Here is an 18,478-nt window from a genome sequence, read left to right as displayed (position 1 = left end):
CTGCCCGCCGGGCCCTCGTGGGTCACCGCGGCGGTGCTCCGGCTTCCGTCAGCTCACCGGCGGTGAGTCGGAGCCACCGGTTGACGCCGGTCTCCCGGAGGAACCGCTCGTCGTGGCTGACCACGACGAAGGCGCCCCGGTAGGAGTTCAGGGCGCTTTCCAGCTGTTCCGTGCTGACGAGGTCGAGGTTGTTCGTCGGCTCGTCGAGGAGCAGCAGGTGCGGCGCCGGCTCGGCGTACAGGACGCAGGCCAGGGTCGCCCGCAGCCGCTCCCCGCCGGACAGGGCCCGCACGGGCAGGTGGGCGCCCGCGCCACGGAAGAGGAACCGGGCGAGCAGGTTCATCCGCTCCGCCTCGGACCGCTGGGGAGCGAAGCCGGCGAAGTTCTCCGCGACGCTGCGGTCGAGGTCGAGCAGGTCGAGGCGCTGGGACAGGTGGGCGATCCGGCCGTCGGACCGTTTGACCTCCCCGCCGTCCGGGGAGAGGGCGCCGTGGATCAGGCGCAGCAGCGTGCTCTTGCCCGAGCCGTTCGGGCCGGTGAGCGCGATGCGTTCGGGCCCCCGGACGGTGAGGTCGACGCCGGTGGCGCCGTACAGGGGCCGGTCGCCGAGCGTGACCTGCATGCGCTCGCCGATGAACAGGTTGCGGCCGGCGGGGACGGCGGTCTCCGGCAGGTCGAGCACGAGGCGCTGCTCGTCGCGCAGGGCACGGCCCGCTTCGTCCAGGCGTGCCCTGGCGTCGCCGACGCGGGTGGCGTGGGTCTGTCCGGCCCGGCCCGCGGACTCCTGGGCGCCCCGCTTCATGTTCCCGGCGAAGATACGGGGCAGGCCCGCGCTCTTCAGATTGCGGGCGGCGTTGCTCTGGCGGCGCTCCGCGCGCTCGCGGGCCTGCTGCATCTCCCGCTTCTCGCGCTTCAGCTCCTGCTCGGCGCTGCGCACGTTCCTCTCGGCGGCGGCCCGCTCGGCTCGCACCGCCGCTTCGTACGCGGTGAAGTTGCCGCCGTGGAGGCGGAGTTCGCCGCGCTCGAGTTCGGCGATGCGGTCCATCCGGTCGAGCAGCTCCCGGTCGTGGCTGACCAGGAGCAGGCAGCCGCTGAAGTCGTCCAGCGCTCCGTAGAGCCTGTGCCTGGCGTCCAGGTCCAGGTTGTTGGTGGGCTCGTCCAGCAGGAGGACGTCGGGGCGTTTCAGCAGCTGGGCGGCGAGGCCGAGGGTGACGATCTGACCGCCGCTCAGCGTGCTCAGGCTGCGGTTCAGGTCGAGGCCGCCGAGGCCGAGGCGGTCCAGCTGGGCGCGCGTACGCTCCTCGATGTCCCAGTCGTCGCCGATGGCCGTGAAGTGCTCCTCGGCCACGTCTCCCGACTCGACGGCGTCGATGGCCCGGATCACCGTGGCGACGCCCAGCACCTCGGCGACGGTCAGGTTTCCCGCGAGCGGCAGCGACTGCGGGAGGTGGCCGAGGGTTCCGGTCACCGACACCGAGCCCGCCCGGGGGTGCAGCGTTCCGGCGACCAGCTTGAGCAGGGTGCTCTTGCCGGAGCCGTTGGGCGCCACCAGCCCCGTGCGGCCCGGACCCACGACGAAGGACAGGTCGGTGAAGACCGGGGTGTCGTCCGGCCAGGAGAAGGAGACGTTCGAGCAGACGACGGCGGCATGGGACATGCGGGTGACCTCGCGCGGGAATGGGGGCGGGGCGGCACCGGTCTGCGGTCTGCCCGGCCCCTGGGGACATGGAGAAGGGAACGACGGAAGGGGCCACCCGGCGGCGCTCGTCGGCGCTCACCGTCGGCCGGTCACATCCCGGGATCACCCGGAGATGTCGTCGTCACCGCCCATGTCTGCTGCGCTCCTCGGTACACCGTCAAGGTCCCCGCCAGGCTAACAGGGACCCGCTCGGACGCGGCCTGATTTTCGCTCCGCGCCGTTCGACGCGGCTCCCGCATCCTGAGGGCCGGGGAGTGTGTCGGTGGGGAGCCGTAGGCTCTCGGAAGGTATCGGCAGTGTCTACGGGGGCGGGCGTGGAGCGGGTTCGACCTGAGTATCCGTACTGGGTGGTCGCCGGCTTGCAGCCGGGACTCATCGCGGTGGGGGCGCTGTCCGTGCCCGTGCTCGACAACCTGGCGGGCGGGACGATGCGGATCCTGGACGTGTCCGCCGCGCTGACGCTGGGGCTGCTGCTGGCCCTCCCCCTCCAGGTCACCGTCCGTGCTGCCTTCCGGCGCCGGGTGCGGCGGTACGAGGAGGAGGCCGAGCGCCTGCGTGCGGAGGCGGAGCGGTACCGCGAGAGGGTACGCGGCCAGGAGTGGGAACTGCTCCGGCAGAAGGAGCTGCTGCGGCTCGCGCGCATCCGGGAGGAGGAGGCGGAGGCCCTGCTGTGCCGGAAGGAGGACGAGGCCCGCCGGATGGCGTGGGAGACCGGTCTGGAGGTCGGCCGCGGTGCGCGGAAGGCGGAGTTCAGCCCTGATGCCCGGGCGGTGGACGGGGCTTCGCCGGCCGGGTTCGAGGAGATCGTGCGGCGCTGCTGCAGCGGGACGGCCTGCGGGCCGAGGTCGTCGGCGGCCGCGGGGACCAGGCCGTGGACGTGCTCGCGGTCGACGCCGCCGGCCGCATCCTCGCGGTGCAGTGCAAGCACACCTCCAGGGGCCGCAGGGTCGGCTCCGAGGTCCTGTACCGGATCAACGGAACGGCCGGGGCCGCGTACGGGGCCGCGCAGTCCATGGTCGTGACGAACGGTTCGTTCACCCGCGACGCCGCCGCCTGGGGGAAGCGGCACGGGATCCTGCTGGCCGACCGGCAGGCGCTCCTCGCGTGGGCGCAGGACGCCGACCACATCTGCCAGGTCGTCGCCCTCACGCCGCCGTACTGACATGCGGCCGGCCGGCTCTGCCGGGGAACGCCGCCGGGAGCCCTCGGGAGGCCCCTCAGGTCGTCGGGGTGCCGAATCCGGCCGGGGGCCAGACGGCGTCGCCGCCCCACGTGTCCTCGGCAGTCAGGGTGCGGACCAGCCGCCCGTCGACCACGGCTGCGGCCACGTCCTCGTCCTCGGCCGCGAGTTCGGCGGGTCGGCGGGGCGCCGCGTGGCCACCTGCAAGGACCTCACCTGATCGCGGGTGCGGGCCGCCCGGACCCGGGCGGCCCGCACCCGCGCTGTGCACTTCACGGTCTTCCCGTGCGCCGCCGGTTGAACGCGGCTGGCGGACTAGTGGTCGCCTCCTGCGCCGCGCGATTCGTCGGCGGCTGCGCGGGGCTTGGCGCGCCAGAAGCTCTCCGCGAACTCGATCACGCCGAGGACGACCAGGACGACACCGGCCGGCTGCCCCTCGAACCAGAAGAACCTGCTGTCGGGGAACACGGTGACGAGCACCACCCCCACCACGACGAGAACGACCCCCACGGCCTGCTTCATCTTCGCCGACATGATCGAACGACCCCTCCCCTGCCCGTGCCCGCCGGTGCCGGCAAACGGGTTGCGCAGACTGCCAGTTGGCGACGACAGCCTTACCCGTCGACGGCTGGCCGCACAAGGTGACGCCGAGCCCTTCCTGTCTCGGCACGTCCACTGGCGGCGTCGCCGGCGGCTGAGGAAGGAGACCTCGGGGCGGTCACAGGCTGCCGTGGAGTCGGACCTCCGGGGCCGCGAGCGTGGCGGTGGCCGCGGTGAACTCGATCAGGCGGTGCGGGCCGGCGACGGTGACGGCGAGGCGGTCGTCCTCGGTGGGCCGGAGTGATGTCTCGCTTTCGCCGTCGGCGAGCAGACCTCGCAGCCGGAGGGCTGCGACGCCGCTGAACAGCAGGGAGAAGCAGAAGGTGTTGTACGGCCGGCCGGTCCAGGCGGGTCGCGGTCGGTCGGGCAGGGCGCTGGTCTCGAAGCGCAGGGTCACCGACACGTCGCGCTCGTCGACGTGTACGGAGAACAGGCGGCACTCGGCGAGGCCGGGCGGGGTGTCGTACAGGTCGTGGAGCGCCGCGAGGGGGCCGGGGTCAGAGGTGCTCATAGAACGTCTTCGTGGTGGTGGGCGGGACGGTGTCGTAGAGCCGGGCGTCGAGCGTGCGCCGGAACCGGTGCGGGCCGGCGTCGCTGCCGTCGGCAGCGCGCGTGTAGGCGCTCACGTGGCCGACGAGCAGCGAGGCGTTCGAGGTGAAGTGCAGCCGGGTGCCTCCGCCGTGGATGCGGACGTCGAGCCGGTGTCCGGGGAGCCCCTCCAGGGCCACGTCCACGGTGACGGGCGGATCCCAGCCCTCCAGTTCGAAGTCGTCGACGTGCAGGAACTGGAGATGGCACTGGACGGTGTCGGCGGGCCCGCCCTCCCAGCGGTCCGGGAAGCGCGGCAGGTCCAGGCGCAGCGTGACGGTGGGTGCCCAGCCGTCGAGGTGTACCGAGCGCAGCCGGATCCCCGTCAGCGGGGGCGGTTCGTCGTAGAGGGGGTCGAGCACGCCGGCGCGGTTCGCGACCAGGTCGCTCCAGGTCGTGGTGGTGATGATGCTCCTCGGCTCCCGGGCGGGCCCGTCGCGGGTGTTGTCGGTACGGGCGGACGTGGACTGCTGGTGGCTGGTGGCGGGTGTCAGGCGTAGGACGTCAGGGAGGCGCTGAGCAGGGCGTGCACGTGGTTCGCCTCCGGGGTGAGGACGGCTTCGATCTCCTCGTCGGTGTGGCCGGCCAGGGTGAGTTCCTGGATGCGGCTGAACAGCAGCCGGTCGGCGGCCGCGATGAGGGCGGCGGCGGCTCGGGGTGCGATGGCGGGGGCGTCCGGCGGGGTGACGGAGGCGAGGGCGGCGGCAAGGGCCTCTTCCCTCAGGTCGTGCAGCTCCCGCAGCCGGGCCGTGAGGGTGGGGCTGTCGGCGACCATGCGGGCGAACGCCGGGCCGGTGAACCCGGCGACCGGGCTGTGCTCGGTCAGCGTCGCGCGGAAGGCCCGGCCGAGCGCCGCGAAGGGGCTCTCGCCGGGGGCGCGCCCCGCCACCGCGCCGGCCAGGCTCGCGGTGAACGCCTCGTGGTGGTCGAGGGCCAGGTCCTCCTTCCGCGGGAAGTAGTTGGTCACCGTCTTCTTGGCGACCCGGGCGGCGGCCGCGATCTCGGCGATGGTGGTCCGCTCGAAGCCCTGGTCGATGAACAGGCGCGTGGCGCTGTCGGAGATCGCCCGGCGCGTCTCCTGCTTCTTGGACTCGCGGAGTCCCGTCGCGATGGTCATGGGCCAAATCTTACGCTCGACGTAAAAATGCCCTTGACCGACCTCGCCGCGCTCTCGTAAATTTACGTCCGTCGTAAAAATCGCTCGGACCTAACTTGGAGTCGCGCTTGCGAGTCACCACCTCCACCCTGTCCCTGACCGTCGCCGACCCGTATGCCTCGCGGGACTTCCTTCAGGCCCACCTGGGCTACCGGGTCGTGCACGAGGCCGACGGCTTCGTCTCCCTCACCCGCGACGACGCTGCCGCGGACGTCGTGCTGCTGCGCCAGGGCACCGAGGTGCTCCCGCCCGAGCAGCGCGACCAGCGGGCCGCCGGGCTGATCCTGGCCCTCACCGTGACCGACGGCCTGGAGGCGGAGGAGCGCCGGCTCCGCGAGGCCGGCGCGCCCGTCACGATGCCGCTGCGCGAGGAGCCGTGGGGCGAGCGACTCTTCCAGCTGACCGACCCCAACGGGGTCGTGGTCCAGCTCGTCGAGTGGGTGGCGCCCGCCCCGTCCGAAACCGAAACCGGAACCGGAACCGAAACCGGACCCGAAACCGCCCGGGAGGCCGGGCACCCCGAGGAGACGGAGGAGACCGCCGTGCAGGTGCTGACCCTGACCGACGAGAACGCCATCGAGACCCCGAACGCCCGCATGACCACGCACGCCTCGCCCAGCCGCGGCAGCTCCGAGCTCAGCGCCTGGACCGTCACGATGACCGCCGGACAGGCCGGTCCCGACCACTCCGTGAGCCGCGAACAGGTCTGGACGGTCACCTCGGGCGCCCTCGAGGTCGTCAGCGGGGACCGCAAGGAGCGGGTGGCGGCCGGTCAGACCCTGGTCCTCAGCCCGGGGGCGGTGCGGCGGATCGAGGCGCCGGAGGACGTCACTGCGTACGTCGTCATGCGCGCCGACGGCGTGGTCGCCGTCCCCGGCACCGAAGGCACCCGCCCCCTCCCCTGGGCCGAGTGAGCATGCTGTGGCGTCGACAGGTCTGCCGCGGGCCGGTGCGGGCCGACGTCAGGCGCCGGCTTCGAGGATGCGCTTGAGGGTCGCGAGCTCCGTGTCGACCAGCGCGACCTGCTCGTCGAAGAAGGCGTCCGGCATCGATGGCCAGGTACCGGGCGACTTCCCGGGTGGTGGTGGCGTCACCGCGCTGCACGGTGATCAGGACCGCCCGCTGCGAGACGGTCACGCCGTGCTCCGTCCAGATCGAATGCCGCGACAATTGTTGTCCAGGCAACGGTTCTCTTCGGCCGGCGGCCCACGTCTAGGCTGCCGGCATGGGTATGGATCTCTCGCTGTTCATGGCGGACTGGGAGCGCTTGGCCCGCCTTCCCGTCGAGGACCGGGCCCGGGCGATGGAGGATGCCGTCTGGCCTCCCGAGCGGGACGACGAGTACGAGAGGTATCCGGCGGCGGGTGGCTGGATCTGGCCGCCGGAGCGGGAGGAGGCCTGGTGCGCCGAGTACGACTTCGCCGCCACCACCGGCGCCTACAGCCCGCACTTCCGTGCCGGCGACGCGTGGAACGACATCCGGGTGCTCGTCGACGCGCAGCTGCGCGAGGCGATGGACGCGTTCCTCGGCGGCCTGATCTGGGACGAGGACCCCGACGCCGATCCCGCGCTGACGGGGGGCGGGGGGTTCTTCCCGCCGGCCGGCGACAACGGGCGGCTGCGCGTCCTGCTGGTGTGTCCGCCCGGGTCGGTGAGCGGCAAGGCGCGGGCCTGGCAGCGGGCGGAGGGGCGGCTGGACGAGCTGCGGGAGCCGTTCGCCGCGGAGTGCGCGGGGTGGGCGGGGCGCCCGGCGAGCTTCGATGACTTCACCGTGCTGCTGCGGGAGTGGGGTGCGGTGACCGCGGAGGCGGCGTACCGCGGTTGGGGCCTGGTGGGCCTGCCCTGAGGGGAGGCCGTCGAGAGGCGGCCGGAGCAGTCGCGCCGCCAACCCCCGCAGGTGCCGGGCTGGTGGTGCGTCAGTCCGATGCGGACCGAGGACTTGGCGACGGCATCGGCATCGGCATCGGGCATCGGGCATCGGGCATCGGGCATCGGGCATCGGCAGAAGATCGACTTCCCGGCCCGGGCGTCGCACACCAGACTGGGAGGAAGCAGCCGGCACGAGACCGAACCGAGGTGTCTGATGGCTGAATCGGAAGAGGATGCCTCCACCATCCGCCTCGTCGCGGAACGCCTGATGAAGGCGCATCCCCAGGTGGACGTCGACGTGGTGCGCGGGTCGGTCCAGACGGCGTTCGAAGAGCTCAGGTACGCGCGCGTGCGGACCTACCTCCCCGTGCTCATGGAGCGACGGGCCCGCGACCTGCTGCCGGCCGAGGGACCGGCCGAGTTCGACGGCTGACCGCGGTCGTCGGCCCGGATCCGGAGCTGGCGACCCTGCACCGCGTCGCGCGGGTGACCAGGGGTGAGGTGGGGCCCGCCCGCGTCGCCGAGATGCGGTCGGCCGCCGAGCCGAGGCCCGGCTTGCCGAGGCCCGGCTTCAGGAGCACCTCGGCGCCGTCGTACAGGCGAGCAGTCCGCCCAGGATGGGCAGCGAGGTCACGGCGCCCTCGGAGAGCCGGTCAACGTATCGGGCGTTACACGGGGGCGCGTGACGGCTGGGTGGGGGTGCTGCCGTCCTCGCCCAGGCGGGTCGAGATGATCACGACCGAGGTGTAGGGCATGGTCGCGTGGCCGCCGAGCCGGTCGATCGCGGTCGCGGCGCTGTCGAGGACCTCCGCCAGTGCGTCGGCGGGGAGTCGGGTGAGCACGCCGAAGGTGGGGAGCTGGTCGAGCCACTCCGCCCGGGAGTACGTGCGTTCCCAGGGGAAGTGCCACTGCTGCGGCTCCGTGAAGCGGCCCGTCTGCCGGATGCCGTCGGCGATCCGCGCGAAGAGCGGCCGGTACGCGTCCACGGCCGGGCCGCGCAGCACTCCGGGGTCGAACGGGGAGTCGGGGGCGACCCGTCGGAGCGCTCCGGCGAGGGCGTCGAGCACCTCGGGCGGGAGCTGGGGTACGTGGTGGAAGGGGGCCAGCAGGCCGCCGGGGCGGAGCGCCCGGGCGGCCTTGGCCGCGCCGGCGACGGGGTCCACCCAGTGCCAGGAGGTGCCGGCGACGACCGCGTCGAACCGCCGGCCGGCCGGCTCCCAGTCCTCGAACCTGGCGACTTCGACTTCGATGTGGCCGTGTCGCGCGAAAGCGGCCATCCGCTCGTCGGGCTCGACGCCGAGCACCGTGCAGCCGGCCGCCTGGAACTGCCGGGCCTCGATGCCGGTCCCGGCGCCGACGTCGAGGACGTGCCGGCCGGGGGCGGCCGCGACGATCCTGTGCACCAGTGCCTCGGGATACGGCGGTCGGGTGCGGTCGTAGCGTGCGGCGTCCGCGCCGAAGGATTCGGCGGTCTGCCGGTGGCGGTGGGGCTCGGGGCGGGGTGCTGGTGCTGGTGCAGGACGGGGCTCGGCGGGCTGGTCCGGCGGTAAAGTGGGCATGCGCCCACCTTAGTGGGCGGCCGCCCACTTGTTAAGGCGCAGGCCCTGCGCGGGGAGGAAGACGGTGCCCACAGGCGTACACATCCACAACGTGCGGGGCCAGCTGCTGGACGCCGCCGAGCGCGTCCTGCTCAGGGACGGGCCCGAAGCGCTGACGAGCCGGGCCGTCGCGGAGGAGGCGGGCTGCGCCAAGGGGGTGCTGCACCGGCACTTCGCCGACTTCGACGCCTTCCTGGCGGAGCTGGTCCTGGGCCGCGTCCGCGGCATCGAGGACCGCACCGCGACGCTGTGCGCGGCCGCCGGAACCGGGAACGTGGCGGACAACCTCGCCGACGCACTGCGGGACCTCTTCGAGCCGGTCACCGTGGCTCTCATCGCGCTCGTCACGTTCCGCGACGGCCTCCGCGGGCGGCTGCGCGAGGCCGGGCAGGCCGGCATCCCGCCGGCAGTGCAGGGCACCGCCATGATCGCCGCCTACCTCGTCGCCGAGCGGGAGTCGGGGCGCCTGGCCGATGACGTCGACGTCGACACGCTCGCCCCCACGCTCGTGGGCGCCGGGCACCTGCTGTTCGCCGACCGGACGGGCGGCCCGCCGCAGGCCGGCGCCGTGCGGAGGATGGTGGCCACCGTCCTTGCCGGCGCCGTCTGACCGGTGCCTGTACTGCCGTATCGGCGTTCGGTTAGGCTTGCCTTGCTTGGCGTGCGGGCGTGCAGGTTCGGGTCCCGGTGGCGCAGGTGGCACCCATAGGACGGAACGGGCAGAGGCGGGCGCAGGTGGGAGACGTTGAGCGGGCTTGTGCGCGTCGTGCGCCCGGCTGGGGCCGGACGCTCGTGCGGATGACGGATGCCCCGGGATTCGGGCCGGGGTACGGGACGGAGCGCCGTGGATAGGATCGCGCTCACAGCCGGGGCCCTGTACTTCATCGTCCTGCTCCGTGCCGGAGGGACGTTCGCCGTCGGGTGGCTCGCGGGTGCCGGTGCCCGGCGCAGCCGGTTCGCCGACCGGATCTCCTCAGCGAAGTTCCAGCGCGCCGAGCGGGCGATCCAGCGGTGGGGCGCGCCGGTGGTGGCCGTCTCCTTCCTGACGGTCGGCTTCCAGACCGCAGCCAATTTCCTCGCGGGCAGCATGCGGATGCCGCTGTCGCGCTACCTCCCCGCCCTGTTCCTGGGCGGAGCGGCCTGGGCGCTGATCTACGCGACCGCGGGGCTCGGCGTCCTCGAAGTGCTGGGCCGGCTCTTCGCCGAGCAGACGGCCCTCGGTGTGGCCGGCGTGGCCGCCCTCGTCCTGCTGGGGTGCGGCGTCATCGCGTACCGCCGCCGCAGGACCGCCGCGCCGCACTCCGCTGCCCCGGCGGCCGAGGAAGTGTAAGCCGGTCGCGCTCAAGCAGGGGCCGTCAGCGCTCCTCGCCGGTGCTCGCGCGCAGCACTGCCGACGCGACGCACACGGTCCAGGTGATCACGTGCTTGACTCCTCTCCATGACCGGAGAACGTGAGGACGTCGACGCGCTGCAGTCGTTGGCGGACGCTGCCGACTGGCCTTCGGAGCAGGTACTTCAGGTCGACTGGGCGGCTGCCGAGCGACGTCTCGGATATCGCTTGCCGGGCGACTACAAGCGGCTCGTCGAACGGTTCGGGAAGGGGACGTTCGACGACGGGTACGTCGACCTGCACCTGCCCGAGGACCTTGCTGCCTGGGCCGCCTTCCACGAGGAGACCGGTGCCCTGCCATGGGCGAGCAATGAGCTGGAGCTCGTGTACTGCTGGCTCACCGAGGGCGAGGACCCCGATGCCTGGCCGGTCTGCGTCATGGGTGTCGGCGAGGACGTGGGAGATCGGTTCGACTGCACCGCCACGGAGCTCATCCTGCGAGTGCTGACCGACCCGCAACACCCTTACGCGATCCCCGCCGACTACACCTCACACTGGTTCGTCCCCGAGGGTGCTGCCTTCCGGCTGGTGGCGCCCGGGATTTGACGCAGGGTCTTGATCATGGAGCGGTAGACCGGGGCGTCGGGTGTGGGTTGGGTGAGGGCTACGGGGGTGTAGCCGAGGCGTTCGTACCAGGTGGCGGCCCGGGATTCGGGGCGGACGCACAGGGCGGCGCGTTCTGCGGTGACGCCGTTCAGGAGCAGGTCGTGCAGGTGTCGGCCGGTGTGGTTGCCGCGGTGCCGGGTGAGTACGGCGAGTTCCATGACGGCGAAGGTGCGGTGGCCGTCCTCGCGGGTGAAGGCCGGGGGGAGGCTGGTGTCGAGGACGCCGTGCCACCAGACGGCGGTGGCCGGCAGGGGGCGGCCGTAGGCGAAGCCGGCCAAGGTCGTGTCCTCGCGGGCCAGGACCAGTCGGAAGCCGGGGATGGTGTGTTCCCACGCGTAGCGGGCCAGGAAGTCGGTGACGTCCTGCGGGCCTTCGTTGTACGGGGGTTCGGCGAAGACCGCTTCGTAGACCGGGGCGAGTTCGGCGAGTGCCTGCCGGGCGTGCGTGGAGTCGGTGATCAGGGTGTACTCCACGGGCTGCTTCCTTTCGCGGGTGGGTCGGGTGCCTGATTCTCGCTCATGTGCCCCTGCCGGCTCTGCCGGCCCCGGGAGGGCAGCAGAGACGGCAGGGGGGGGTGGATCGTGGGTGGGTGGGTGGGTGGGTGGGTGGGTGGGGTTTTGGCGTCAGTGGGGTCGGGGGGCGGGGAGTTGTTGGGTGATGCAGTGGATGCCTGCGTCGCCCGTGGCCAGGGTGGGGGCCTCGACTCCTACGACGCGGTGGTCAGGGAAGGCCTTGGCGGCGGCTTCCAGCGCCTCGGCGTCGCGGCTCGTGCCGGCCAGCGGCATGATCACTCCGCCGTTGGCGATGTAGAAGTTCATGTAGTTCACGACGGCGTCCTGGCCGTGGACGCGTACCGGCTGCTGCGGCGGCAGTTCGAGGATCTCCAGGCTCCGGCCGGCCGCGTCGGTGACGGCTTCGAGGACGGCGCGGTTGGCCTTGAGGCGGGCGTGGTCGGGGCGCGCGGGGTCTCCCGGCGCCTCCACCAGGACCCGGCCGGGTCCGATGAACTGGCACACGTGGTCCACGTGTCCGTCGGTGTCGCCGGCGAGGTGACCGTACGGCAGCCAGATCACCTTGGTCGCGCCGAGCAGGGCCTCGAACTCGGCCTCGACGTCCGCGCGGCCGAGCCGCGGGTTGCGGTTGGCGTTCAGGACGCACTGCTCGGTGGCGATCAGCGTGCCTTCGCCGTCGACGCTGATGGCCCCGCCTTCGAGGACCGTCATCGTGGCCCGGCGCTCGATGCCCAGGACGGGGAGCAGCCGCTCGGTGATCCGGTCGTCCTGGGCGTACGGGTGGAAGCGTTCGCCGAAGGAGTTGTAGCGGAAGTCCACGCCGACCCGGCCCTGCGGGCCGTGGACCACGATGGGTCCGGTCGCGCGGAGCCAGGCGTCGTCCATGGGGACTTCCACGGTGGTGACGTCGACTTCGCAGAGTGCCCTGACCCGCTCGGCCTGGCCGGGCCGGACGAGCAGGATCACCGGTTCGAAGGCGGCGATGGCCCGGACGGTCTCCGCGTACTCCCGCTCGACGGAGCCGAAGCTGTCGCCCCACAGCGACTCGTACGGCGGCCAGGCCAGCATGCAGGCCTCGTGGGGTTCCCACTCGGCCGGCATCAGGTGGCCGGTCATGCCGTCCCCTCGGGGAGGGGGAAGGACGCCACTGCCTCTTCCGCGGCCTGCCAGTCGCCGTCGAAGCGCCCGGCGAGGACGTGCAGCCACCGCTCCATGCCGAAGGCCACGCACGAGGTGTGGGCCTCTTCGCCCGCGTACGTGATCCCGGCACGCTCGCCGAAGAAGTTGCGGTGGTAGTTGACGGAGGCGATCGCGAGGCCGCCGTCGGCGACGAACTCCTCCTTGGTGGGGAAGAGCCGCTGCATCACGGCCCGGGAGCCGTTGGCGTCGAAGAACGGGTCCGTGGCGACCTCCGTCGTGAGGTCGAGTCCCAGGTGGGCGGCGAAGCCGAGGACGAGGTCCTTGTGGGTGGTGAGGTGGCCCTTGACCGTTTCGGCGTCGCCGACGGCGATGATCTCGCGCATCGTGAAGCCGTGCAGGCGGCGCAGGCCCTCGTAGTGCGTCTCGCGCCGGAAGCACTGCGCGATGGTGGTGAACCGGACCGGTGCGTCGAGCCGGCTGCCCGTCAGGGACAGGTAGGCGTTGTAGCAGGCGGCCGAGGGCAGGACCAGGCCGGCCTCGGCGAGCTGGTGGCCGCCGAGGGTGGTGCCCTGCTCCGCGGGGTGCGTGGGCAGGTCGGCGATCGCGTCCGTGTTGACCGCCGCGGCGGCCAGGACCAGGTGCGGGAAGTTGGTGAAGTAGTCGAAGCGCGCCAGGTCGGCGACCGGGATCAGCGGCGGGTAGAGGACCTCGGCGGCGCCGGCCTCGGCCGCCCAGCCGGTGAACACCCGGTCGAGGGCGGCCCGGAGGCGGACCGCTTCGGGGCCGAGCGTGACCAGGCCGTCGGTGACGTCGACGGGGGCGCGCAGGCCGGCATCAGGCGTGGGCATGGCCGGCACCTTCCGTGAGGAACGCGTCGATGCGCTCCAGCGTGCGGAAGTTGTTGACGTCCGTCGTGGCCAGATCGACGGGCTCGCCGGTCAGTTCCTCGATGAGCAGGAGGAACTCGACGAAGGCCAGCGAGTCGAGGATCCGGGCCTCGATGAGGTCGCGGTCCCAGGCGATGGTGTCCACGGAGGCGTTGAGCTTCCGGAGGAAGGCGAGGACGGTGTCCATCGACGGGTGTGCCGTGGCCGGGCTCGTGCTGGTGCTGGTGTGCTCAGGCGCTGACATGGTCGGTCCCCCAAGAGGTGCTGAAGATTCCGCCGGCGACGAAGAACCGGTCGACCCGGGCCATGAGCTTGACGTGGAACGCCTCGCGCACCGGGTGCGAGAGCGCCTCGCGCCGGACGGCGAGGGGGTTCTCGACGCCGCAGTCACGGAAGATCTGCGGGTTGTAGAGGCTGCGCACGGAGTACGTCATGTAGTCCTTGACGTACTTCTCGATCTCCTCGCGGCGGTCCGGGTCGGCGGCCAGGGCGCGGTCGTAGAGGCGCTTGACGAGCTGCTTGCCGAAGGCGACGTGGCGGCTCTCGTCGTGGTGGTGGGCCGCGTGGATCTCGCGGAGGATGTCCGGGATCAGCTGGTCCTTGCCCATGCGGCTGTTGTAGTAGTCGAAGATCTCTTCGAAGATCAGGATCCGGGAGAAGACGATCACGTCGTCCCACAGGTTCCCGAAGCCCTCGCGGCGGAGCGGGGAGGCGGCCTCCGGGTAGATGCCGCCGGTGTACCGGTGGCAGAACTCGGCGAAGAACCACATGTGGGCGTTCTCTTCGCCGATGAAGTGGTGCAGGTACTCGTTGTACTCGGCGAAGTCGGGGGTGTGGATGCGCTTCGCGACCTCGATCATCAGCTCGCGGATGCCGTGGACGTGCAGGCTGAAGAAGTTGACCGTCTCGTAGCGGGCGAGCGCCTTGAGCGTCTTCTCGTCGTCGATCAGACCGGTGCCGGAGACGGTGAGGTAGTCGGGGTTCATCCACCACTGGTCCTCGGGCACGGTGTCGGGCCACGTGAACTTGGTGTACGGGTTGTAGTACTCGTCGCGCGACTTCTCGGAGAGGCGCGCGAGCATGGTGCTGAAGCCGGAATCGTCCATGGTGATGCGTTCTTTCGGGTTGGTGCTGGTACGGTCGGCCGCCCGGGTGGCGGCCTCGGTCATGCGGCGGAGTCGGCCAGCGCGACGAGCGAGTGCTCCAGTTCGCGCAGGAAGGACTCCATGCGGGTTTCGGTGACGTGCCGGATGTCGCAGGTCAGGGAGAACTCGAGGTACGGGCCCCCGCCCTCGCCGGCATCCGCTCCGGCTTGCTCTCCCGCCCCTTCTCCGTCGTCGACGATGAGGTAGAAGGGTTCCTGCTCGGTGACCGGGAGCCAGGTGAGGACGGTGCGGGGCAGGAGGCCGGCGGCCGGGACGTCGCGTCGTACGGCCGCGTCCGCCGGCAGCGTGCGCCGGTCGTTGATGCAGTACGCGAAGCGCAGTGGTGCGTCAGGGCCGCCGCCCAGCTCGGCGAGGAGCCGGTTCATGCTGTCGGCGTCGCATCCGGACTTCTGGAAGGCGGTGATGGCCGCCAGCCAGGACCTTTTGACCGCCTGGGGCAGGTCGGCGCCGGCGAGGTCCACCGAGAAGTAGCTCTCCTGCATCATCGTGGCGATCGTGGTGCGGCTGTCCCGGCCGAAGCGCTGCGAGCTGGTGAGGTGCAGGTCGATGCGGTCGCTTCCGGTGAGCTCGCGCAGCAGCAGGGCCGTCGCGCCCACGATGACCGCCGCGACGCTCAGGCCGGTGTCCTCCGCGATGCGGGCGGCGGCGTGCTGGGCGGCGTGCGAACGGAGGGCCGCCTGCCGGTACGCCGACGCCTCGGGGAGGTCCGCGACCGCCGGCGGCAGCGCGAGGGGCGGCCGGTCGCGGTAGAGCGCGGCCACGTGGGCCAGGGTGCGGTCGCGCCGGCGGATGCCGTCGGGCGACTCCTGCCACTCGGCCAGGCCGGCCGAGGTCATGGTGCCGGGCGGCAGCGGAGCGAGCGTGCGCCCGTTGCGGAAGTACTCGGCGACCTCTTCGGCCAGGTGCTGGAGGGCGTACCAGTCGACCGCCATGTGCGAGAAGACGTACACCCCGCCCCACACCCGGCCCCCGGTGACCAGGAGCACCAGGCGCATCGGCAGTTCGTCGGCGAAGGAGAAGCGCCTGGTGGCGAAGAAGCGCTCGAGTACGGCGATCTCGTCGCCCGAGGTCGTGGGGGTGTCCACGAACTCGACGGGCAGTTCGCCCTCGGTGAGCACGCGTTGCAGGACACGGCCGTCCGGCGTGCGCGGGAAGACCGAGCGCAGCGCCTCGTGGCGCGAGAGGAGGAGCGAGAGCGCGTCGAGGCACTCGTCCTCGGTGGGGCGGAGGCCGGGCGGTACGCGGAAGGCCTCGACCACGTTGTAGACGTGGTGGTCCGGCGCCGCCTTCTCGATCAGCGCCCAGATCTCCTGCTGGCTCCAGTTCAGCCCGGCCTCGACGGCACCGTCGCCGGTGAAGGGCGCGCGGCGGACCCGCGCGGGGAGGGGCTGTCCGCTGTGGTCGGGGTCGGCGTTCCTGTACGTGGCTGGGGTGTTCACGTCCGTGCCGCTCCCAAGTCCGTGCGGGGCGCCGCGAGTTCCTCGGCCACGGCCGCGGCGAAGGCGTCGACGTCCTGCGGGGTGGTGTCGAAGGAGCACATCCAGCGGACCTCACCACTCCGTTCGTCGCGCACGTAGAAGGGGTGGCGCTTCTGCAGGCGGGCGGTGGCGTCCGCGGGCAGCACGGCGAAGACCGCGTTGGACTCCACCGGCCGGCTGATGCGTACGCCGGCCAGCGCCCCGACGGCTTCGGCCAGGCGGCGCGCCATGGCGTTGGCGTGGCGGGCGTTGGCCAGCCACGCTCCGGACTCCATCAGGGCGATGAACTGGGCCGACACGAAGCGCATCTTGGATGCCAGCTGGGCCGCGGCCTTGCGCAGGAACTCGGTGCCGCGGACGGCGTCCGGGTGGAGCACGACGAGGGCTTCGCCCAGCAGCAGGCCGTTCTTGGTGCCGCCGAAGGAGAGGACGTCCACGCCCGCGTCGGTGGTGAGGGCGCGCAGGGGGACGTCGAGGGCGGCCGCGGCGTTGGCCAGCCGGGCGCCGTCGAGGTACACCGTCATGTCGCGCTCGTGGGCGTACGCGCAGATGTCGGCGATCTCCTGCGGCGTGTACAGGGTGCCGAGTTCGGTGGGCTGGGTGATCGTGACGACGGTCGGCTGGGCGCGGTGCACGTCGCCGCGCCCGCCTGCCTGCTGCTCGATGAGGGCGGGCGTGAGCTTGCCGTCGGGTGTCGGGACGGTGAGCAGTTTGAGGTGGGCGATCCGCTCCGGGGCGCCGCACTCGTCGGTGTTGACGTGGGCGCTTTCGGCGCAGATGACGGCGCCCCAGGGCTCGCTCATGGCCTGGAGGCCCACCACGTTCGCGCCGGTGCCGGTGAGCACGGGGTACACGGTCGCGCCCGCGCCGAAGTGGTCGCGGAAGACGTGCTGGAGCCGTTCGGTGTAGACGTCGTCGCCGTACGCCGTCTGGTGGCCCTCGTTGGCGGTGGTGAGGGCGGCCAGGACGTCCGGGTGGATTCCTGCGTTGTTGTCGCTGGCGAAGCCCCGCCAGGCGGGGTCGTGCAGTCGGGAGATCAATCCTTCGTCCTTCACTCACGCGGCGCGCCTCGTACGGGCGCCGCGGTGTCGGCTGGATCACGGGGATGCGCGGGGCATGCGGGGATGCCGGGACGCGTGGGGGGATCCGGATGAATGGGGGGGTGCAAGGTGTCATGGGCTGCTGGTGGCAGCCGTACCTTTCCCACTCCCCTCGATGTCCGGTGCGAAGATCCTACGAGATGATCTAGTAATCAGCGCAAGCCTTCCGGCACACTTCTGATCAAGAAGAAATCCTGCCGTGCAGCCTTGACGTGCTTGGCAGTTGCCCGTATGAGCACAGAGGAAGACGGAGCATGCACACTCCCCCGGCAAGCGCCCTGCGGCGCGCCCACAGAGGTGTCCTCGGCACCTTCGCCCTCGTCGGTGTGGTGAACGGCATCCTGGCCGCCAGACTCCCGGGCCTGGCCGCCAAGTTGGGCCTGGACACGGGCGACGTGGGGCTGGTGATCCTGTCCTGGGGCGTCGCGGCGACGCTCACCATGCAGTGCATGCGCTGGATCGTCGCGGCGGTCGGGAACCGGCTGCTGCTGCGGATCGGCACCCCGCTGGTGACCGTGTCCGTGGGCCTGATCGCCCTCAGCCCCTCGTTCCCGCTGCTGCTGGCCGCCGCCGCGGGCTTCGGCGTGACGTCCGGCGTGGCCGAGGCGATGATGAACGCGCAGGGCAGCCTGGTCGAACGGCGGGCCGGACGGCCGCTGATGAACGGGTTCCACGCCGGGTGGAGCGCCGGCGCGGTGGCCGGCGGGCTGCTGGCCGTGCTGCTGGCCGCGCTGGACGTCCCGTACACCGCTTCGGTGCTGGGCGTCGCGGCCGTCGCGCTGCCGTCGGCCTTCGCGGTGGGCTGGACGTACCTCGACGAGCCGGCCGAGGAGGAGGAGACCGAGCAGCGCGGCAACCTGCCCGGCATCGTCTACCTGATCGGCGCCGTCGCCTTCATGGCCCTCCTCCTCGAAGGGCTGGTGGCGGACTGGAGCGGCCTGCTCCTGACGCGGGAGCTGCACACGACGGAGGCGGTCGCCGCCCTCGCCTACCCGCTGTACGAGGTGGCCACCTTCACCGGGCGGCTCTTCGGCGACCGGCTGCGCCTGCGCTACGGCAGCCGCCCGCTCCTGGCGGCGGCCGGCACCACGACGGCTCTCGGCGTGCTGCTGGTGGTCGTGGCGCCGTCCGCGGCCTGGGCGATCGCCGGGTTCGGGCTGACGGGACTGGCCGTCTGCATCGTGGTGCCGCTGTGCATGTCGCTGGCGGGCTCGGTCGTCCCTGGCCGCTCCGACGCCGCCATCGCCCAGGTGTCGGCGATCGGGTACTCGGGCCTGCTCGTCGGTCCGGTGCTGATCGGCTTCGTCGCGGAGGCCGGCTCGCTGCGTACGGGGATCGCCACGGCGATCGGCGTCGCGCTGTTCATCGCCGTCGCGGCGAGCCGGATGCCGCGGGGGCTCGCCGCCGCGGGCTCCGGTGCCGAGCCGGACCCCGCCGGCGCGCCTGCCGCCGTACCGGCGGGCCGCAGCGACGCGTGAACGCAGGGCTGGCGGACCGGTGACCGGCCCG

The 18,478-nt window shown here is 72.2% G+C and carries 22 protein-coding genes; 8 read left to right on the top strand and 14 right to left on the bottom strand.

The window, feature by feature from the left end; translation table 11 throughout:
* Positions 1 to 22: 22 nt before the first annotated feature.
* Positions 23 to 1,657 (bottom strand): ABC-F family ATP-binding cassette domain-containing protein, encoded by a 1,635-nt coding sequence (locus ACIQUQ_RS05610; protein WP_403971637.1) that lies wholly within the window; start codon positions 1,655 to 1,657, stop codon positions 23 to 25.
* Positions 1,658 to 2,513: 856 nt separating this feature from the next.
* On the opposite strand from ACIQUQ_RS05610, the gene ACIQUQ_RS05605 reads away from it, so the two are divergent.
* A complete protein-coding gene (locus ACIQUQ_RS05605; protein WP_403971806.1) occupies positions 2,514 to 2,861 on the top strand; it encodes a restriction endonuclease in 348 nt (115 codons plus the stop codon).
* A 333-nt stretch (positions 2,862 to 3,194) separates the two neighbouring features.
* Here the strand turns inward: ACIQUQ_RS05605 and ACIQUQ_RS05600 are convergent, their stop codons facing one another.
* The 4 genes from ACIQUQ_RS05600 to ACIQUQ_RS05585 form a co-directional block, all read right to left on the bottom strand.
* Positions 3,195 to 3,413, bottom strand: coding sequence for a hypothetical protein (locus tag ACIQUQ_RS05600; RefSeq protein WP_403971635.1), 219 nt, complete (start codon positions 3,411 to 3,413; stop codon positions 3,195 to 3,197).
* Positions 3,414 to 3,597: 184 nt separating this feature from the next.
* A complete protein-coding gene (locus ACIQUQ_RS05595) occupies positions 3,598 to 3,990 on the bottom strand; it encodes an Imm50 family immunity protein (protein WP_403971633.1) in 393 nt (130 codons plus the stop codon).
* Positions 3,977 to 4,429: an Imm50 family immunity protein gene (locus tag ACIQUQ_RS05590; RefSeq protein ID WP_403971631.1), complete on the bottom strand. Its 453-nt coding sequence runs from the start codon at positions 4,427 to 4,429 to the stop codon at positions 3,977 to 3,979. The genes ACIQUQ_RS05595 and ACIQUQ_RS05590 overlap by 14 nt, the downstream gene beginning before the upstream one ends.
* Positions 4,430 to 4,557: 128 nt before the next feature.
* Positions 4,558 to 5,184, bottom strand: a complete 627-nt coding sequence (locus tag ACIQUQ_RS05585) for a TetR/AcrR family transcriptional regulator (protein ID WP_403971629.1) — start codon at positions 5,182 to 5,184, stop codon at positions 4,558 to 4,560.
* 107 nt (positions 5,185 to 5,291) lie between these two features.
* On the opposite strand from ACIQUQ_RS05585, the gene ACIQUQ_RS05580 reads away from it, so the two are divergent.
* On the top strand, positions 5,292 to 6,137 hold the full coding sequence (locus tag ACIQUQ_RS05580; RefSeq protein WP_403971627.1) for a VOC family protein: 846 nt from the start codon (positions 5,292 to 5,294) through the stop codon (positions 6,135 to 6,137).
* Positions 6,138 to 6,185: 48 nt separating this feature from the next.
* Here the strand turns inward: ACIQUQ_RS05580 and ACIQUQ_RS05575 are convergent, their stop codons facing one another.
* Positions 6,186 to 6,317, bottom strand: a complete 132-nt coding sequence (locus ACIQUQ_RS05575; RefSeq protein ID WP_403971625.1) for a hypothetical protein — start codon at positions 6,315 to 6,317, stop codon at positions 6,186 to 6,188.
* A gap of 131 nt (positions 6,318 to 6,448) precedes the next feature.
* Here ACIQUQ_RS05575 and ACIQUQ_RS05570 point away from each other — a divergent pair, with 131 nt between their 5' ends.
* Positions 6,449 to 7,069, top strand: a complete 621-nt coding sequence (locus tag ACIQUQ_RS05570; RefSeq protein ID WP_403971623.1) for a hypothetical protein — start codon at positions 6,449 to 6,451, stop codon at positions 7,067 to 7,069.
* 237 nt (positions 7,070 to 7,306) lie between these two features.
* A complete protein-coding gene (locus ACIQUQ_RS05565) occupies positions 7,307 to 7,525 on the top strand; it encodes a three-helix bundle dimerization domain-containing protein (RefSeq protein ID WP_403971621.1) in 219 nt (72 codons plus the stop codon).
* A gap of 235 nt (positions 7,526 to 7,760) precedes the next feature.
* Here ACIQUQ_RS05565 and ACIQUQ_RS05560 read toward each other — a convergent pair whose 3' ends face one another.
* Positions 7,761 to 8,651 (bottom strand): class I SAM-dependent methyltransferase, encoded by an 891-nt coding sequence (locus ACIQUQ_RS05560; RefSeq protein ID WP_403971619.1) that lies wholly within the window; start codon positions 8,649 to 8,651, stop codon positions 7,761 to 7,763.
* 64 nt (positions 8,652 to 8,715) lie between these two features.
* On the opposite strand from ACIQUQ_RS05560, the gene ACIQUQ_RS05555 reads away from it, so the two are divergent.
* From ACIQUQ_RS05555 to ACIQUQ_RS05545, 3 genes are all read left to right on the top strand, one after another.
* Positions 8,716 to 9,300, top strand: coding sequence for a TetR family transcriptional regulator (locus tag ACIQUQ_RS05555; RefSeq protein ID WP_403971617.1), 585 nt, complete (start codon positions 8,716 to 8,718; stop codon positions 9,298 to 9,300).
* Positions 9,301 to 9,534: 234 nt separating this feature from the next.
* Positions 9,535 to 10,020: a DedA family protein gene (locus ACIQUQ_RS05550; RefSeq protein ID WP_403971615.1), complete on the top strand. Its 486-nt coding sequence runs from the start codon at positions 9,535 to 9,537 to the stop codon at positions 10,018 to 10,020.
* Between the two features lie 108 nt (positions 10,021 to 10,128).
* Positions 10,129 to 10,626, top strand: coding sequence for an SMI1/KNR4 family protein (locus ACIQUQ_RS05545; RefSeq protein WP_403971613.1), 498 nt, complete (start codon positions 10,129 to 10,131; stop codon positions 10,624 to 10,626).
* On the opposite strand, the gene ACIQUQ_RS05540 is transcribed toward ACIQUQ_RS05545, so the two are convergent.
* The 7 genes from ACIQUQ_RS05540 to ACIQUQ_RS05510 all read right to left on the bottom strand — a co-directional run bounded on the left by ACIQUQ_RS05540 (position 10,563) and on the right by ACIQUQ_RS05510 (position 16,909).
* Positions 10,563 to 11,159 carry a GNAT family N-acetyltransferase gene (locus ACIQUQ_RS05540; RefSeq protein ID WP_403971611.1) on the bottom strand — a complete coding sequence of 199 codons (597 nt, stop codon included), beginning with the start codon at positions 11,157 to 11,159 and terminating at the stop codon, positions 10,563 to 10,565. The genes ACIQUQ_RS05545 and ACIQUQ_RS05540 overlap by 64 nt on opposite strands.
* A 150-nt stretch (positions 11,160 to 11,309) precedes the next feature.
* Complete coding sequence (locus ACIQUQ_RS05535) at positions 11,310 to 12,314, bottom strand: agmatine/peptidylarginine deiminase (protein WP_403971609.1); 1,005 nt, start codon at positions 12,312 to 12,314, stop codon at positions 11,310 to 11,312.
* Entirely contained in the window at positions 12,311 to 13,186 is an 876-nt protein-coding gene (locus tag ACIQUQ_RS05530; RefSeq protein WP_403971607.1) for an aminoacyl--tRNA ligase-related protein, read from the bottom strand. Before ACIQUQ_RS05530 ends, ACIQUQ_RS05535 begins: the two co-directional genes overlap by 4 nt.
* The gene (locus tag ACIQUQ_RS05525) at positions 13,173 to 13,469 is read right to left on the bottom strand and encodes an acyl carrier protein (RefSeq protein WP_403971605.1); all 297 of its coding nucleotides are present in this window, start codon (positions 13,467 to 13,469) and stop codon (positions 13,173 to 13,175) included. The genes ACIQUQ_RS05530 and ACIQUQ_RS05525 overlap by 14 nt, the downstream gene beginning before the upstream one ends.
* Entirely contained in the window at positions 13,456 to 14,394 is a 939-nt protein-coding gene (locus ACIQUQ_RS05520; RefSeq protein WP_403971603.1) for a diiron oxygenase, read from the bottom strand. The genes ACIQUQ_RS05525 and ACIQUQ_RS05520 overlap by 14 nt, the downstream gene beginning before the upstream one ends.
* Positions 14,391 to 15,830 carry a condensation domain-containing protein gene (locus ACIQUQ_RS05515; protein WP_403971601.1) on the bottom strand — a complete coding sequence of 480 codons (1,440 nt, stop codon included), beginning with the start codon at positions 15,828 to 15,830 and terminating at the stop codon, positions 14,391 to 14,393. The genes ACIQUQ_RS05520 and ACIQUQ_RS05515 overlap by 4 nt, the downstream gene beginning before the upstream one ends.
* Positions 15,827 to 16,909, bottom strand: a complete 1,083-nt coding sequence (locus tag ACIQUQ_RS05510) for a threonine aldolase family protein (protein ID WP_403971599.1) — start codon at positions 16,907 to 16,909, stop codon at positions 15,827 to 15,829. Before ACIQUQ_RS05510 ends, ACIQUQ_RS05515 begins: the two co-directional genes overlap by 4 nt.
* 314 nt (positions 16,910 to 17,223) lie before the next feature.
* Here ACIQUQ_RS05510 and ACIQUQ_RS05505 point away from each other — a divergent pair, with 314 nt between their 5' ends.
* Positions 17,224 to 18,447 carry an MFS transporter gene (locus ACIQUQ_RS05505; RefSeq protein WP_403971597.1) on the top strand — a complete coding sequence of 408 codons (1,224 nt, stop codon included), beginning with the start codon at positions 17,224 to 17,226 and terminating at the stop codon, positions 18,445 to 18,447.
* The last annotated feature ends 31 nt before the right edge of the window (positions 18,448 to 18,478 follow it).

Origin of the sequence: Streptomyces sp. NPDC101118, assembly GCF_044759445.1 — a bacterium.
In the GTDB taxonomy this organism is placed as follows: domain Bacteria; phylum Actinomycetota; class Actinomycetes; order Streptomycetales; family Streptomycetaceae; genus Streptomyces.
This window is presented reverse-complemented; position numbering and strand designations above follow the sequence as displayed.

What these genes read in the sequence shown, in the direction of transcription:
- ACIQUQ_RS05585 (WP_403971629.1), bottom strand. Translation starts at nt 5,184, where the DNA reads ATGACCATCGCGACGGGACTCCGCGAGTCCAAGAAGCAGGAGACGCGC.
- ACIQUQ_RS05600 (WP_403971635.1), bottom strand. Translation starts at nt 3,413, where the DNA reads ATGTCGGCGAAGATGAAGCAGGCCGTGGGGGTCGTTCTCGTCGTGGTG.
- ACIQUQ_RS05610 (WP_403971637.1), bottom strand. Translation starts at nt 1,657, where the DNA reads ATGTCCCATGCCGCCGTCGTCTGCTCGAACGTCTCCTTCTCCTGGCCG.
- ACIQUQ_RS05535 (WP_403971609.1), bottom strand. Translation starts at nt 12,314, where the DNA reads ATGACCGGCCACCTGATGCCGGCCGAGTGGGAACCCCACGAGGCCTGC.
- ACIQUQ_RS05530 (WP_403971607.1), bottom strand. Translation starts at nt 13,186, where the DNA reads ATGCCCACGCCTGATGCCGGCCTGCGCGCCCCCGTCGACGTCACCGAC.
- ACIQUQ_RS05570 (WP_403971623.1), top strand. Translation starts at nt 6,449, where the DNA reads ATGGGTATGGATCTCTCGCTGTTCATGGCGGACTGGGAGCGCTTGGCC.
- ACIQUQ_RS05520 (WP_403971603.1), bottom strand. Translation starts at nt 14,394, where the DNA reads ATGACCGAGGCCGCCACCCGGGCGGCCGACCGTACCAGCACCAACCCG.
- ACIQUQ_RS05595 (WP_403971633.1), bottom strand. Translation starts at nt 3,990, where the DNA reads ATGAGCACCTCTGACCCCGGCCCCCTCGCGGCGCTCCACGACCTGTAC.
- ACIQUQ_RS05565 (WP_403971621.1), top strand. Translation starts at nt 7,307, where the DNA reads ATGGCTGAATCGGAAGAGGATGCCTCCACCATCCGCCTCGTCGCGGAA.
- ACIQUQ_RS05545 (WP_403971613.1), top strand. Translation starts at nt 10,129, where the DNA reads ATGACCGGAGAACGTGAGGACGTCGACGCGCTGCAGTCGTTGGCGGAC.
- ACIQUQ_RS05505 (WP_403971597.1), top strand. Translation starts at nt 17,224, where the DNA reads ATGCACACTCCCCCGGCAAGCGCCCTGCGGCGCGCCCACAGAGGTGTC.
- ACIQUQ_RS05560 (WP_403971619.1), bottom strand. Translation starts at nt 8,651, where the DNA reads ATGCCCACTTTACCGCCGGACCAGCCCGCCGAGCCCCGTCCTGCACCA.
- ACIQUQ_RS05525 (WP_403971605.1), bottom strand. Translation starts at nt 13,469, where the DNA reads ATGTCAGCGCCTGAGCACACCAGCACCAGCACGAGCCCGGCCACGGCA.